This is a genomic window from Planctomicrobium aquicomposti, assembly GCF_051466325.1.
Taxonomy (GTDB): Bacteria; Planctomycetota; Planctomycetia; order Planctomycetales; family Planctomycetaceae; genus Planctomicrobium.
Map to the genome: position 1 here is coordinate 1,624,084 of NZ_CP195792.1, position 15,116 is coordinate 1,639,199.

Annotated in this window: 10 protein-coding genes; 9 read left to right on the forward strand and 1 reads right to left on the reverse strand. The window is 58.4% G+C overall.

The features are described from left to right. Positions 1–237 precede the first annotated feature (237 nt). Positions 238–1,404, reverse strand: coding sequence for a substrate-binding domain-containing protein (locus SH664x_RS06215; RefSeq protein WP_437205951.1), 1,167 nt, complete (start codon positions 1,402–1,404; stop codon positions 238–240). 665 nt (positions 1,405–2,069) lie between these two features. Here SH664x_RS06215 and SH664x_RS06220 point away from each other — a divergent pair. The 9 genes from SH664x_RS06220 (at position 2,070) to SH664x_RS06260 (ending at position 15,089) form a co-directional block, all read left to right on the forward strand. Beyond that, the gene (locus SH664x_RS06220) at positions 2,070–3,077 is read left to right on the forward strand and encodes a DUF1559 family PulG-like putative transporter (RefSeq protein WP_437205952.1); all 1,008 of its coding nucleotides are present in this window, start codon (positions 2,070–2,072) and stop codon (positions 3,075–3,077) included. A 258-nt stretch (positions 3,078–3,335) separates the two neighbouring features. After that, entirely contained in the window at positions 3,336–3,758 is a 423-nt protein-coding gene (locus tag SH664x_RS06225; protein ID WP_437205954.1) for a hypothetical protein, read from the forward strand. Positions 3,759–3,853: 95 nt separating this feature from the next. Next, entirely contained in the window at positions 3,854–5,419 is a 1,566-nt protein-coding gene (locus tag SH664x_RS06230) for an N-acyl-D-amino-acid deacylase family protein (protein ID WP_437205955.1), read from the forward strand. A 221-nt stretch (positions 5,420–5,640) separates the two neighbouring features. Next, a complete protein-coding gene (locus SH664x_RS06235) occupies positions 5,641–6,792 on the forward strand; it encodes a DUF1611 domain-containing protein (RefSeq protein WP_437205957.1) in 1,152 nt (383 codons plus the stop codon). Continuing rightward, positions 6,789–7,868, forward strand: coding sequence for a dipeptide epimerase (locus SH664x_RS06240; protein ID WP_437205959.1), 1,080 nt, complete (start codon positions 6,789–6,791; stop codon positions 7,866–7,868). The genes SH664x_RS06235 and SH664x_RS06240 overlap by 4 nt, the downstream gene beginning before the upstream one ends. Before the next feature lie 98 nt (positions 7,869–7,966). Then, the gene (locus tag SH664x_RS06245; RefSeq protein ID WP_437205961.1) at positions 7,967–9,340 is read left to right on the forward strand and encodes a DUF5690 family protein; all 1,374 of its coding nucleotides are present in this window, start codon (positions 7,967–7,969) and stop codon (positions 9,338–9,340) included. A 79-nt stretch (positions 9,341–9,419) separates the two neighbouring features. After that, positions 9,420–10,430, forward strand: coding sequence for a methyltransferase (locus tag SH664x_RS06250; RefSeq protein ID WP_437205963.1), 1,011 nt, complete (start codon positions 9,420–9,422; stop codon positions 10,428–10,430). 245 nt (positions 10,431–10,675) lie between these two features. Beyond that, entirely contained in the window at positions 10,676–11,587 is a 912-nt protein-coding gene (locus tag SH664x_RS06255; protein ID WP_437205965.1) for a hypothetical protein, read from the forward strand. Between the two features lie 229 nt (positions 11,588–11,816). Further along, the gene (locus SH664x_RS06260; RefSeq protein WP_437205967.1) at positions 11,817–15,089 is read left to right on the forward strand and encodes a DUF1549 domain-containing protein; all 3,273 of its coding nucleotides are present in this window, start codon (positions 11,817–11,819) and stop codon (positions 15,087–15,089) included. Positions 15,090–15,116: the final 27 nt, after the last annotated feature.

Consider the following 15,116-nt stretch of genomic DNA (forward strand, 5'->3'; position numbering starts at 1 on the left):
AGCGGACATCGTTGGCCCTCTCGAGCAGTTTGCTCTTTTCAGTGCCCGCGCAGCAAGCGTTTCGTGTGATGAAATGTTCATTCCCGCGTGGCAAGAACGGGTAGATCAAAAAACAAAATGGCCTGAAGAGTTGTTCGCTCCGTTCGTGTTTTCGTTCTTGCAGGATTCCGTGTGAGGAGCGGCTTCGCTGCGGGTGGGGGGAACGGGTCAATCTGCAGCCAACAGCTTCTCTGGCGGTCAACTGATCCGCGACCGGTTGTTGCGGCGGAATTCCGCGGGAGTGGTCTCCAGTTCGCGTTTGAAGGCGAAACAGAGTTGCGGAGCCCCCGAAAAACCGGAAGCGTGGGCAATCTGCTCGATCGTCCAGTCGGAGGAAGTGAGGAGCTGTTTGACCCGCTCCAGCTTCACCCGCAGGATCACATCTGCGGGGGAACGACTGAGGTATTGCTGGAATTTGAGCTCCAGCGTCCGTCGCGAAATGGGGACCGCCTGCAGAACATCCTGTACGAGAATTCCCGTTCGTGCCCGCTCGCGAATGAATCGCAGCGCATCCACAAACAGCGGATCCCCCACCGCGAGAATATCAGTCGACTGTCGCTCGATGACCCTGACGGGGGGAATCAGCACCGTCGATGAAGCGGGAGATTCCTGATTCAGAAGCTGCCGCAGCATCTCTACGCTCGCGGTGCCGATCTGGCCACTCGCCAGGACAATGCTCGAGAGAGGCGGGTCGGAGACTTCGCATAACAGGTCATCGGTATCACCCGCCAGAATGGCGATCTCTTCAGGAATGCGGAAACCTGCAGCCTTGCAGATTTCGGTGAGCTGAATCCCCGGATGAGGGTCGGCGGCAAACACCGCGAGAGGCCGTGGTGCCCGCTGCAGCCAGAGAATCGTCTCCTCTTTTACAGATTGCCAACCGACACGATCCGCCGGCATCTCAAACGTTGTGCATGATGCTCCGGCCGCTTTGACCACGTCTGCGAACTCTGTCCCCCGCTTGTCCGGATAGCGCAGGCTCGGCGGTCCGTAATAAGCAAAATGCCGGAAGCCCCGGCTTCGAAAGTGATCGAACGCCATCTCGGCCCGGAGATGGTCGTCTGTGTTCACGCGATACCAGTCTTCATGCGGGTTCTGCCAGGCAGAAACGTTGACGGCAGGGAGTTGCTGGGCGCGTACATGCTCAGCAGTTTTCTCATCTCGAATGGCGGCAATAATTCCGTCGCCTTTCCATTGAGGGGGAACCCGAAATCGCCACTGGTCATCACGTGGGGCAATCAACAGATCCCAGGGAAGAAGGTGCCGGCTCGCTGCGGAGATGCCAAGGATGACTCCGCGCCCCCAACTGTCGCCGGGGTCGACAAGAACCGCAATCTGCTGACGCTCCCCACTCCGTATCATCATCGCCCTTTAAGAAGCTGCCCCCTCTCCTCCAGCGATCAATGCTCAGTCTCGTGGCATCATCGATCAGCCTCTTCTTGTGACGCGAAATCCGGTTGCTTTTTCCTCTGAGTCATTGCGGCATGGTCGCAGCAAACGAACAAGCCAATGCCGCGCCGGTCAGAAGGAAGCATGACGGCATTTCAGCGACATCCCTTGATCGTCCGCCCGGCGTTCCGTCACCGGAGCTCCACACCTGAAGGCGATTCACCCGGAATGACTTCGGGAATCGGTTCCTCAAGCCAGAGATCCAGTTCCTGACTCCTTATAATAAGATTGACAGATCATCACGCTAAAGTCACTCCCGACGCGGTCCTTCAATTCAACGTGAACTCGCTGGAGACTGTTGATGTGTCTCATCCGCAATCGCGACAAGGTGCGCATATTCGAAACAAGATTGCGCGTTCTGGAATTGCTTCCAAAAATCGCCGTGATACCTTGCCATCACTGTTCTGCTCCGGTCGTTTGCGAATTCATCACTCGCTGAATTCAATGCGATGAGACCCGAACAGCCCCATCTGTATTCGCCTGCTGAAGTGCTCCAGCGTTTTGATTCTCGGGATTCGCCTCCGCTCAGGTCGTCCTGGAGACTGGTCGTTCGACTTCTCACTTCTTTCAGCGAGGTCTGTATGCTTCGACGCGCTATCCGCCTGAGTGGCTTCACGCTTATCGAGTTACTGGTGGTGATTGCGATTATTGCGGTCCTGATCTCCCTGCTGTTACCCGCAGTTCAGCAGGCTCGGGAAGCGGCCCGAAGGTCACAGTGCAAGAACAACCTGAAGCAGATCGGGCTGGCACTGCACAATTATCATGATGTGTATCAGATGTTCCCGGCGGGAATGGTCCGGTCCTCCAAAGCGACGACCGATCCCGACTATGCCTGGGGAACCTCGATTCTCCCCTACGTCGATCAGGCACCACTGTTCAATGCGATGAACCCCAATAACCGCACGCTCAAAGCGATTGTCACGGGCAGCGATGACGACGCCAAACTGCTGCAGACGCCATTGTCGGTGTATCGCTGTGCTTCGGACATCGCCCCCGCGCTGAATAATCAGGTCTTCTGGGGGACGGCGTCGTACTTCACGATGAATCCACTGGTGGGCGTGAACACCTCCAACTTCAACGGGCTGGCCACGTCGAATTACATGGGCATCTGCGGCCCGGGCGGTAAAGGTTCGCTGGAAGGGGTGCTGGAAAATGGTGTTCGGGTCTACAAGGACCTGGGGGGAATGTTTTACGTGGACAGCTTCAAACGGATGCGGGATCTGACCGATGGGTCGTCCAATATCGTCGCCATCGGTGAGCGTGATGGCGGTCCTCCGAGTCCGGCGACAACCTTCAGCTCGACCTACACCGCCACGCGAAATTCTCACGCTGGAGTGTGGCCCGGAATTGGTCAGATCACCACTCTGCGGCAGGCGTATCAGGTGGTCATTAACGGAGCCGGCAAAATCAACGATGGAGGAGTCTCCACAACCGATTCCCTTTACTATGGGGCCTCGAGTCTGCATGAAGGAGGAGCACAGTTTACGCTCGGAGACGGCTCGGTCCGGTTCCTCTCCGAAAATATGAGCCGACAGGTTTATTCCAATCTGTGTGACATCAGCGATGGAAACCCGGTCGGAGAATTCTAGAGCAGGTTGCACCTTTTCGGCGCCCGAGCACCACGGGTTTCGTCTGCTGAAGTGCTGACATCTGCGTGGCGAAGACAGGGCAATCCCGAGGCAACAATGCTCTCAGTCGATCGAACGGCCTGGACACCGCTGCCACAACTGTTGAGGGAGTTGAATCCCCCAACGCCAATCTCCGCCAAATCGAGTCCGTCGTTTGCACTGTCGAGATCGCCCTTCACCCCGACAGTGACTCTTCCCCCTTCACGAAATCACAAAGTCATGCAACACCCGCAGAAAATCTCAGGCAGGCCTCTGCTCGTTCTGACTCTGTTCGTCCTGACACTGCTCGCCGGACCAGTGCTTCTTTCCGGCTGCTCCCGACAGGCGAGCCGGGTTGATGGCGTGCTGCTGATTAACGGCAAGCCGGCCAACGGCTATGAAGTCACCTTCACACCGGTGAAGGCCGGCCTGCCCGCACGGGGAACCACGATTGAAGAAGGAAAGTTCATCCTGACACGAGGCAGACTGAAAATCGATCTCCCCGTCGGCGAATATAAGGTCACAATCACGCCGATCGCACAGGAACGGATCCCCGCCCCCACGCTTTCCCTTCCTGCCAGATACACCGACGTTGATCAGTCCACGCTGACCAAAACAATCACCCCCAGTACGAAGTCCATTACCATCGACATTGAGACGTAATGGTTGATCCGATCCGCTGCGGGCGGCTCCTCGCCGATGTGCCTGCAATTGGTCTTCAGGCCCCCACCTCCAGATGATCAGAAAGCTGCAAACTGATGAGCCACGCGTCGAGTCTGCTGATTTGCCTGATGTCACTGGCCGGAGTCTGCCATGCCCAGAGCCACGATGTCGTCATAAAGAATGCGACAATTCATGACGGCACGGGCGCTCCCGGATCCGTCGGTCACGTCGCTTTCACAGATGGAAAGATCACGTTTGTCGGCAGCGGCAGCGTCCCCAAGGCAGATTGGATCATCGACGGCACCGGACTGGTGGTCTCTCCCGGATTCATCGACCTGCACACGCACAGCGACACGGGAATTACGACTCCTTCCCGGCGATCGAACGTCAATTTCCTGATGCAGGGATGTACGACCTCGGTGACCGGCAACTGCGGCTCCGGACCGGTCAAGCTCAAAGAGTACTACGACAAGGTGGACGTCGCGGGTGCCGGCACGAATGTGGCGCACCTGCTCCCTCAGGGTTCGCTAAGAGCACATGTCTGCGGCTCCGTGGACCGCAAGGCGACTCCTGAAGAAATCGCCGAGATGTCAAGGCTGGCCCAGGTCGCGATGAACGAAGGGGCATGGGGAATGTCCACCGGCCTCATTTATACCCCGGGGATGTATACCAGCACCGAAGAACTGGTGCAGATCGCCAAAGTGATCGCCTCCGCCAAAGGGATCTATGCCAGCCACATTCGGGGAGAAGGAGCAACGCTGGCAACAGCGGTGGCAGAGGCGATTCAGATTGGTGAGCAGGCGGGACTTCCCGTCCACGTCTCGCATCTCAAGGCCTCCGGGCAGAAGAACTGGGGAACGATCCGGCTGGCCATGAACCTGATCGAAGAGGCCCGCAAGAAAGGACAATCGGTCACTGCCGACCAGTATCCCTACACAGCCTCCAGTACCTCTCTCGACGCGACACTGTTTCCCGGCTGGGCTCGCTCCGGTGGGTCGAAGAAGCTGATTCAACGCCTGAAGGAACCGGAATCCGGCGACAAAATCCGGGCGTATGTTTCCACAGGTCTCGCCGATCGAAACAATGGCGCCAGTCTGGTCGTCGCCCGTTTCGCCAAGCGAGCCGACTGGTCCGGTCGAAGCCTGAAACAGATCGCAGCGGACGAAAACAAGTCGCCACTGCAGATTGCGGAATATATCGTGATGAACGGCGGCGCCAGCATCGTGAATCACGGCATGAGCGAAGAGGATGTCCGCCTGGCGATGACCGCTCCCTGGGTGGCTACTGCCTCGGATGGGTCCGCGCAGCTCCCGGGAGTCTCCCGTCCCCATCCCCGCAGCTACGGCACCTTTTCCCGCAAGATCGGGTTCTATTCCATTCGCGAGAACGTGATCCCGCTGGAAGCGGCCATTCGCAGTGCTTCCGGATTACCCGCCGACATTATCGGCATGCGAGACCGGGGTTACCTCAAGCCGGGGCTGGTGGCGGATGTCGTGGTCTTTGATCCGAAATCCTTCGTCGACCAGGCGACGTTTGAACAGCCGTACCAGTTTTCTGCCGGATTGAAATATGTCTTCGTCAATGGAGTGCCGGCTGTCATTGACGGAGAGCCCACCGGAGCTCTCGCAGGAAAAGCATTACGCAAACCGGCTTCCCATTAAAGCATTTTGATTTTGATCTCCCCTGGGGCTCGTCACCCGCAGAGACGCAACTCCTGAATCGAGGTGTGCTGAGCGGGAACGGGAAAGTCCTCCCGACTCCGCACAGGTCGACGCAGCGGGGGAGGGACCCCCTCCTTTGCGACGTCGACTCTCAAAACTGTCCTAAATTCCCCGCCGCACCAACCTGAATTTTCAGAATCTGACTGGAAGGCAGAACCGCGATGACACCAACCTCCCTCTCCTCACAGCGCCCTGCGTCACAAGCGACACGCTGCCTCGCCAATCCGCCTGCTGTGGCACCGATCCAGGCGAGTGACTCTCCTGCCTCGCTGATGAGCTATGCGCGCATCGCAATTGCTGTGGGTGACGGCGCCCCGATCAATAACTCAAAAACTGCCATCAGCCTGATCCGTTACCGTGGCGGTGATATCGTGGCCATCATTGATGCCGAGAACCGGGGACGGACCGCACAGCAACTCTATGGAGTGGGAGGAGAGATTCCGGTCGTTGCGTCACTGGCTGAAGTCGATCGGCCCGATTCCATCTTTGTCGGAATTGCACCGGCCGGTGGCGAAATGCCCGATTCCCTGCGACGGGTCATTGCCGCCGGTGTCGATCAGGGATTGGACATTATTTCCGGCCTTCACGATTTCCTTGTGAATGATCCTGTGTTGAGCAGTGCAGCGCAGCGGAGCGGAAGCCGGTTGATCGATGTCCGTCGGAATACGTTCCACAAAACCGGGAAAGCCCGTTCTTTTCGTGAAGGCTGTCTGCGTATCCACGCCGTCGGTCACGATTGCAGTGTCGGCAAAATGGTAACCACGCTGGAACTGGAGCGGGGACTGAGAGAGCGCAACATCGATGCCAGGTTTCTCGCCACGGGACAGACCGGCATCATGGTGGTGGGCGAAGGAGTCCCCGTGGACTGTGTGGTCTCGGATTTCGTCAATGGTGCTGTGGAAGATCTTGTCCTGCAGAACGAACAGCACGACATCCTGCTGATCGAAGGACAGGGGAGCATCACGCATCCCGCGTTCTCAGCGGTAACGCTCGGCCTGTTGCATGGCTGTGCGCCGCAGGGGATGATTCTCTGCTACGAGGCAGGACGAACGCAGGTGAAAGGGCTGCCCCATGTGCAGATCGCTTCGCTGGAACGGTATCGCGACCTCTACGAATCACTCGCCTCGGAGCGTTGCCCCAGCCAGATCATCGGCGTTGCCGTGAACGGCAGAAATCTGACACCGGAACAGGCCGAACAGGAGAAAGAAAATGTCAGCGCCCGACTGGGACTGCCGGTCTGCGACGTCTATCGTGATGGGCCTGATCTGCTCGTCGACGCTGTGCTGAACTTGCGGGAGCAATTGTTCTCATGAAGCTTCAACTGCATCCCGTTCAGTTGCCATTGAAGCGGCCGTTCACCATCGCCCGCGGGACCATCCGACACCAGCAATCGCTCATCGTGAGTCTGCAGTCAGGGGATTTCTGCGGCTATGGCGAGGTCACCTGCAATGCGTATTACCGGCACGACTTTGCATCGCTGAGTGCCTCTCTGCGTCATCTCGAGCCATTGCTGGAGCCGCTGAGCGAATTTCATCCCTCGACATTGTACGCGGAATGCGAGTCCCGAATTCCCGGCGATCGCTTCGCTCTGGCAGCCATCGATGCTGCCGCTCACGATCTCTTTGGAAAGATTCAAGGAGTTCCGACCTATGAAACGCTGGGGCTGCGCTGGAAGGGAGTCGTCAGGTCGAGCTATACCCTCGGCATCGACACCATCGAGACGATGGTGGCCAAGCTCCACGAGGAACCGGAATGGCCGATCTACAAAATTAAACTGGGGACACCACGCGACGAAGAAATCGTGCGTGCCCTGCGACGCGAGACAGACGCGGTCATTCGTGTCGACGCCAACTGCGGCTGGAGCGCAGAACAGACGGTCGAGAACTCGAAATGGCTGGCCGACCTCGGAATCGAATTCATTGAGCAGCCACTTCCCTGCGATGCACCCGACGCAGCCAAGCGCTACGTTTATGAACACTCCGCGCTGCCGGTTCTCGCCGATGAAAGCTGCCGAATCGAAGCGGATGTCATTCGCTGTCGTGATTTTTTTCATGGAATCAATGTCAAGTTGTGCAAGTGCGGCGGTCCCACTCCCGCAGCCCGCATGCTCCAGGAAGCCCGTTCCTATGGAATGCGGACGATGGTCGGCTGCATGATCGAGTCGAGCGTCGCCATCTCTGCCGCGGCGCAGTTGCTGCCGCTGCTCGACTATGCTGATCTAGATGGGGCGGTGCTACTGGCATCCGACCCTGCCAGCGGCGTCAGAGTTGAGCGCGGTCACGTCGTTCTGCCGGACAGATGCGGCAACGGAGTGAGACTGGCAGAGAATCTGCAGGACTGGCGGGTGGGAGCTGATCTGGTTCCCTCAACAACCGGTCAACTCCCCTGAAGAAGTGACGGTCATTGATCGGGTCAATAAGTGAAAGAATGTCCAGGAATGGACAATCCACCTTGTACGACCGCAGGAGAAGGGACACAGGAATCCGCATGTCAGAGTCAGCTGCGTCCCGACAATTCCTGACCGCTCCGCCGCCGTGCCCGGAAACCGAACGAGGTTGGCGGGGCGTTTTCCGGCAGGGGAAGATTGAAAGTGCGCTGGTCGGGGCCGTGGCGGCATTTGTGGCGTACTTCAGCATGTGTGCCTTCCGACGTCCGTTCATGGTGCTTGAATTCAAAGCGCAAACGCTCGGCAGCAGTCCGATCGAGCTTAAAACAGCGTTGATTATCAGCCAGATTCTCGGCTACGGGGTGTCGAAGTATCTCGGCATCTCGTTCTGCTCACAGATCTCGCGCCAGCGCATGTGGCTGATGCTGGTGATACTCATCGGTCTCGCCGAACTGGGGCTCATCCTGTTCGCCACGTTGCCGGGGAACTGGATGCTCGTCGCCATGTTTGTCAACGGGTTGCCGCTCGGGATGATCTGGGGTCTGATGGTCCGGTATCTCGAAGGCAGGCAGCTTTCAGACGTCATGCTGGCGGTGTTGTCCTGTTCGTTCATTCTTGGAAGTGGTGTGGTGAAGGATGTGGGCCGCTGGCTGATGCGTGATATGGGCGTGTCCGATCTCTGGATGCCGGCGGCTGCCGGGCTTTGCTTTCTTCCGCCGTTTCTATTGGCGATTCTCTTTCTGCATCGGCTTCCACAGCCTGATCAGCAGGATCAGGAGTTACGGCATGCGCGAGTCCCCATGTCGTCACGGGACCGCAAAACGTTTTTCTGGAAATACGCGCTCACACTGATTCCCCTACTGGCATTCTATTTCCTGTTGACCGCATTCCGTGATTTTCGTGATCTGTACGCGGTCGAAATCGTGAAGGAACTCGGCTACGGCGAAGTCCCGGCAGTGCTGACCCGCATCGAACTACCGATTGCAATCCTCGTCACAGTGGTGCTGGGAGCACTGACACTCATCCGAAATAATCAACGGGCACTCTGGGCGATTTACGCTGTGATGTTCTCCGGCATGTTGACCATCGGTGCAGCGACCCTCCTGCAGCACTCGCAGATGATCAACGGCATGACCTGGATGGTCATGATGGGGATGGGAGCCTATCTCGGCTATGTTCCTTATAATGCAGTCCTTTTTGAACGCTTCATGGCCTCGACTCGGGCGACCGGCAACGCGGTCTTTGGGATTTACCTCGCGGATGCCCTCGGTTACACGGGGAGTATCGGTCTGCAGCTGCTCAAGGACATCAACTTCTCCGGGTCATCACGACTGCAGTTCTTCGAGTCCTTTGCAATCGTGATGTCGGTCGGAGGTTCACTCTGCCTGCTGGGAAGCATGTGGCATCTGCGCACGTCACTTCCTCGACAGAACCAACCGGTCCAACAAGGCCAGCCTGCGCTTGCGGCAGAATGAACCGGGAATCGGATTGATCCCCAGCCAACAGCCATTCTATGATTCGGAATCCATTTCATTCCGGAGTCGAAAGTCTGGCATGTCTGATCAATCCGCCGAAATCCAGATGATCCAGAAGATCACGGCTTACTGGATCTCCCAGTCTTTGTATGCAGCCGCAAAACTGGGTGTGGCTGATCTGCTGAAAGATGGGCCGCGCAGCATCGATGATCTGGCCCAGGCGACCGGAGCGAAAGCGGATTGGCTCTACCGTCTGCTGCGCGCGCTGGCGAGTGAAGGTGTTTTCGAGGAAGACGACAACCGGTGCTTCCAGCTGACTCCCGCAGCGGAACTGCTGCGGACCGATGTCCCCCGATCACAGCATGCTCTCGCACTCATGATGGGTGCGCCCGGTCATTATGCCGCGTGGGGAGAGCTGGCCGAAGTGGTCAAAACCGGAGAAAATGCGTTCGAGAAGTTGTTCGGAAAACCGGTGTTTGATTACCTCGGAGAGCATCCCGAGGAGGCCCGGACGTTTGATGCCGCAATGACCGGGATCAACGGTCGCGAGACGGGCGCAGTCCTGTCCGGGTACGACTTCTCCGCCTATGGCGTTATCGCGGACATTGGCGGGGGGAACGGCAGTAATCTGATCGCCCTTCTCCGGCAGTATTCCCAGGTGCGGGGAATTCTCTTCGATCTGCCCCATGTCATTGAACGGGCCCGCCCGCTGATCGAGGAGGCCGGGCTGGCGGACCGCTGCGAACTGCGGGCAGGCAGCTTTTTCGATTCCGTGCCAGCCGGCGCAGATGCCTATCTGATGCGGCACATCATTCATGACTGGGATGATGAGAAATCACTTGCGATCCTCGGCTGCATTCGCCGAGTCATCGCCCCGACCGGCAAGGTCCTGGTGCTGGAGGCGGTGATCCCTCCTGGCAACCGTCCCTTCTCCGCCAAATTTCTGGACCTGAACATGATGCTCATTCCTGGTGGGAAAGAGCGGACCGAGGCGGAGTACCGCGAGCTGTTCCAGCAGTCGGGGTTTGCCCTTGCCCGCATCGTGCGGACTTGCATGGAGATCAGCGTCGTGGAGGCGGTTCCGGTTTAGAGCCGTTGGCTGGTCCTCCTCCCCGCGCAGAGTGATTTTCCATGGACCAACAGTTCGGCTGCGGTCGTCGAACGCAAAGGCTTCCCCCGTCAGACTGCCACTGAATTTTCAGTCAGCAGCGCTCGCCGGAACCAGTTGAAGGCGAAGGAGTTCAATTGCCAAAATTGGTCTCGCCGGGGTCTGGCCGATGTGCTAGTTTCCCCTTCTAAATCTGCAGTTTGTTCCCCGATGGCAAGGACGCCGCCATGCTCATCTTCACCCGCACGGTTTCTCCAATTCGCGCTGGTCTGTGCCTGCTGGCCTGCCTGATTGCCACTGGTCCGAGCGATGTCAGCGCGACAGAGCCAGTGCTGCTACGTTACAAGTTTCAGCCCGGGCAGATTGTGCGCTTCGAAGTCGATCTGCGGGACGACTACACCATACAGGTTCAGCAGGTCAAAGAAGACCAGCACTCCTATCAGGTCTCGCAGAAGAGCTATCACGTGCTTTCTGCCCACCCGGATGGTTCTGCCGTCATTCAACTGGTTCCCATGGACCAGATCAACGTCGACATTCTGCAGAACGGTGAAACTTTCCGGTTCAACAGCCAGGAAAAGGTCCCGCAGGTCAATCCGATCTTTGCCGCCATGGAGCGGATGGTTGGGCGTCCCAACATCGAGGCCACCGTGTCAGCCACCGGCGAAGTGAGTCGGGTGAAGTCGCTGCTGAGCCCCGACACAAAGCCGGAAGAGATCGACCGGAACGCGCTGGACGTCTTTATCCGGTTGCCGGAAGAACCGCAGTCCGTCGGCAGTACCTGGTTCGAGAAGTTTGAAGTTGGTGTCAAGCTGACCAATTCGATGCTGACCCGCATGATTAAAATCCAGCGGGCCTACCGACTGGAAAGCGTCGTCAACAACCTCGCCACGATTGAGATGAAGACACAGATTCTGACTCCGATGAACGACCCTGATGAAGAAGTCCAGCTGATCCGCCGTGCTGCTGAAGGTCGATTTGTCCTCGATCTGAGCCGGGGAGTCGTCATCAGCCAGTCGATTTCTCAGGACCGCGAAGTGACCGGTTTCGGCGAGACGCAGTCCGTGATGCGGTTCAAACAGCGTCACGAAGAAAAGCTCCTGCGCATCGACGTGGCACAAGGTCCGGCGATGATGCGCTGATTCTGACGTACCACTCTTCAGACGTCCACCGCCCGACGGCCTGCCATTGGCTCCCTGCCTCAGTACTGGAACCAGAACGGGACCGCAAGTCCGCTGACAGCTTAGTCAGCCACCGTGCAGATTTCCTGCAGGAATTCGCCTGAGTCCGCTGTTCACACTGTCCATGAATCAACGCTGACCGGTAGAATCAACGGGTTCGAATCGGTTGGTTCATGAGGTGGAAGGGTCAATGCAGTTCCTGACGCTGAATCACATGCGGCACCGGAAGGTGACGTCGTTCTTCAGTCTGGCACGAGCGGCGTGTGGGCTGGTCCTCTCTCTGCTCATTCCCGTGGTGGCAGCGGGAGCGGAACCTCCCAGTCCCGAACAGGCCAAATTCTTCGAAACTCGCGTTCGTCCGCTGCTGGCGGAACACTGCTTCCAATGCCACGGCGCTGAGCAGTCCAAGGGAAATCTGCGGCTGAACTCGCGCGGGCATCAGCTGCTGGGGGGAGATTCCGGCCCGGCCATCGTGCCCGGAAAACCGGATGAGAGTCTGTTGCTGCAGGCTGTCCGGTATGAGTCGTATGAAATGCCTCCTTCTGGAAAGTTGCCGGATGAGAAGATCGCGGTCCTGGAAACCTGGATCAGGATGGGCGCCCCCTGGCCGGGTGATGATGGGCAGATGGCGACCCGCACCGCAGGGGACCGCTTCAGTCCTGAAGATCGCAGCTGGTGGGCCATTCAGCCGGTCCGGCAGCCCGACCTCCCCGAAGTCAAGAATCCGGAGTGGGCTCGTACCGACATCGATCGCTTCATCCTCGCAGCGATGGAATCACAGTCGCTGACCCCCGCACCGGAAGCACCGCGTGAAAAACTGATTCGTCGGCTCTATTTCGACCTGATCGGCCTCCCTCCGACTCCTGCCGAGGTCCGGCAGTTTGTCGAGAGTTCCGATCCACAGGCTTATGAAAAACTGGTCGAGAAACTGCTGTCCAGTCCCGAGTATGGTGAGCGGTGGGCCCGCCACTGGCTCGACCTGGTCCGATACGCCGAATCGGATGGCTATCGGATCGACGGCTATCGCCCGCTGGCGTGGCGCTACCGGGATTATGTGATCGCATCACTCAATGCCGACAAGCCCTACGACAGGTTCGTTCAGGAGCAGATCGCCGGTGATGAACTTTTTCCGGGCAATCAAGAGGCCTTGGTGGCCACAGGATTTCTGCGGCACGGCATCTACGAATACAACAATCTGGACGTCCGCGGGCAATGGGAGGTGATGCAGAATGAGCTGACGGACACCACCGCCGACGTGTTCCTCGGGCTTGGTCTGCAGTGCGCGCGGTGTCACGATCACAAGTTTGATCCTTTGCTGCAGCAGGACTACTACCGCCTGCGGGCCTTCTTCGAAGCACTCGCCCCGCGCGACAACGTCGTCGTCGCGACTCCCGAGCAGCAAGCCGAATTCGCAGAAAAGCAGCAGAAGTATGTGGCGGAGGCGAAGTCGCTGCTGGATCAGATCGAAGAAATTGAGGCGAAGTATCGACAGAGCGGCGAAGATGGCCGTGTCGTCCGGTTCCCGGAAGATATTCAGGAGCTGTTTGCCAAGCCGCAGGCACAACGGACACCGGCCGAACAACAACTGGTCGATCTCGCGTGGCGACAGATTATCTTCGAGCATCTCCGTATCGACGCCCGCATCAAGGGGGAGACCAAAGAACAGCTTCTGGCATTGCGTCGGCAGTTGGCCGCTTACGACGCCCTGAAGCCCGAACCGCTCCCGCTCGCAATGATCGCGACCGATGTGGGCCCCGTTGCTCCCCCCACCGTGATTCCGAAGAAGAAGGTGGAAGTTCAGCCGGGCGTCCCCACGCTCATGAACCCTGAGCCGACAACCATCGTGCGGTTAACGGAGTCGCCCGCCACGACCGGACGCCGGGCCGCACTCGCAGGCTGGATGACCGATCCTCAGAATCCGCTCACGCCTCGGGTGATCGTCAACCGAATCTGGCAGTACCATTTCGGCCGCGGACTGGCTCCCAACAGCAGTGATTTCGGCCGGTTAAGCGGGCCTCCCAGCCACCCGGAACTTCTCGACTGGATGACAACCGAGTTTCTGCGGGGAGGCTGGCGGTGGAAGAATCTGCATCGCCTGATTGTGAATTCCGCGACGTACCGGCAGTCGACGAACCATCCGGACTTCATCGCCTCTCAGACGATTGATCCTCTGAATCAATGGTACTGGCGGGCAAACACCCATCGACTCGATGCCGAACAGATTCGCGATGGACTCCTGCAGATCACCGGACAGCTCGATCGCTCCCGCGGAGGAGAAGGAGTCCTGCCGGACCTCCCGAGACGCTCCATCTACACCCGGATTATGCGGAACGCCCGGGACCCGTTACTGGACGCATTTGATCTCCCGCTCTTCTTCAGCAGCGCCAGCTTTCGTGACACCACCACCACGCCCGTGCAGTCGCTGCTGTTGATGAACAGTCCGGAGCTGCTGCGGCACGCTCGGGAACTCGCCACTCAGGTTCTCCAGCCGAGCAGCGGAGACGGCACAGTCGCGCCGGACAGCCGCATCATCCGACTCTGGGAAATTGTTTACGGCCGTCCTCCCGCCGCCGACGAATTGGCCCAGGCCAGAAGTTTTCTGACGGAGCAGCAGCAGCGTCGACGTCAGCAGAGCCAGCCATCGGCCCAAACGACAGACGTCGTCATGAGCAAGGTCCCCTATCGGGATGGGCAGGCTCTGATGTTCGCCGCGGCGGACCATCAGCCTGGGCCTCTCGCCGTCCCGCATGCTGACTCACTGAACGTCGCGAACTTTACCATTGAATCCTATTTTCAGGTCCGGTCCATCGCCGAGAGCGGTGCCGTGCGGACGCTCGTCTCCAAGTGGTCACATGGCAAAGAACAGAGGGGCTGGACCTTCGGCATCACCGGCAAGGGGTCTCGTCGGAAACCACAAACGCTGGTGCTGCTGATCCGGGGTGAAAACTCTGCGGGGCAGCAAGTGGAAGCGGCTCTGTTCTCCGATCATTACCTGGAAATCAACAAGCCGTATTACGCAGGAGTCAGCTTTACCGCCGCCGGCGGAGGAACCGGTTCCGGAACCGCCCGCTTCTTCCTGAAAGACTTGTCCAACGACGACGAACCGCTCCTGACGGCGACCATTCCCCACGACATCGCTGGCGGGTTCTCTCATAACAAGCCGCTTAACTTGGGCAGCCGCGGCCGCGACAGCTGGTTTGATGGCCTGATCGACGACGTCAGACTCTCAGCGAAGGCACTGTCGCAGGGAGAGCTCCTCACGACATCCGAAGGAGTTGCCAGCAGCACTGTCGGTTACTGGCAGTTCGAGCCGACTCCGGGAATGTACAGAAACACCTGCTCGGACACGCTCAATATTCAGCCCATTGTGCAGCGTACGGTCGATTCCAATGAACTGACCGAGGCCTATGTCGACCTCTGTCATGTTCTGCTGAATTCGAATGAGTTCCTGTACGTCGACTGAAGTCCCAGCTTTTCTTCTTGGCGATCG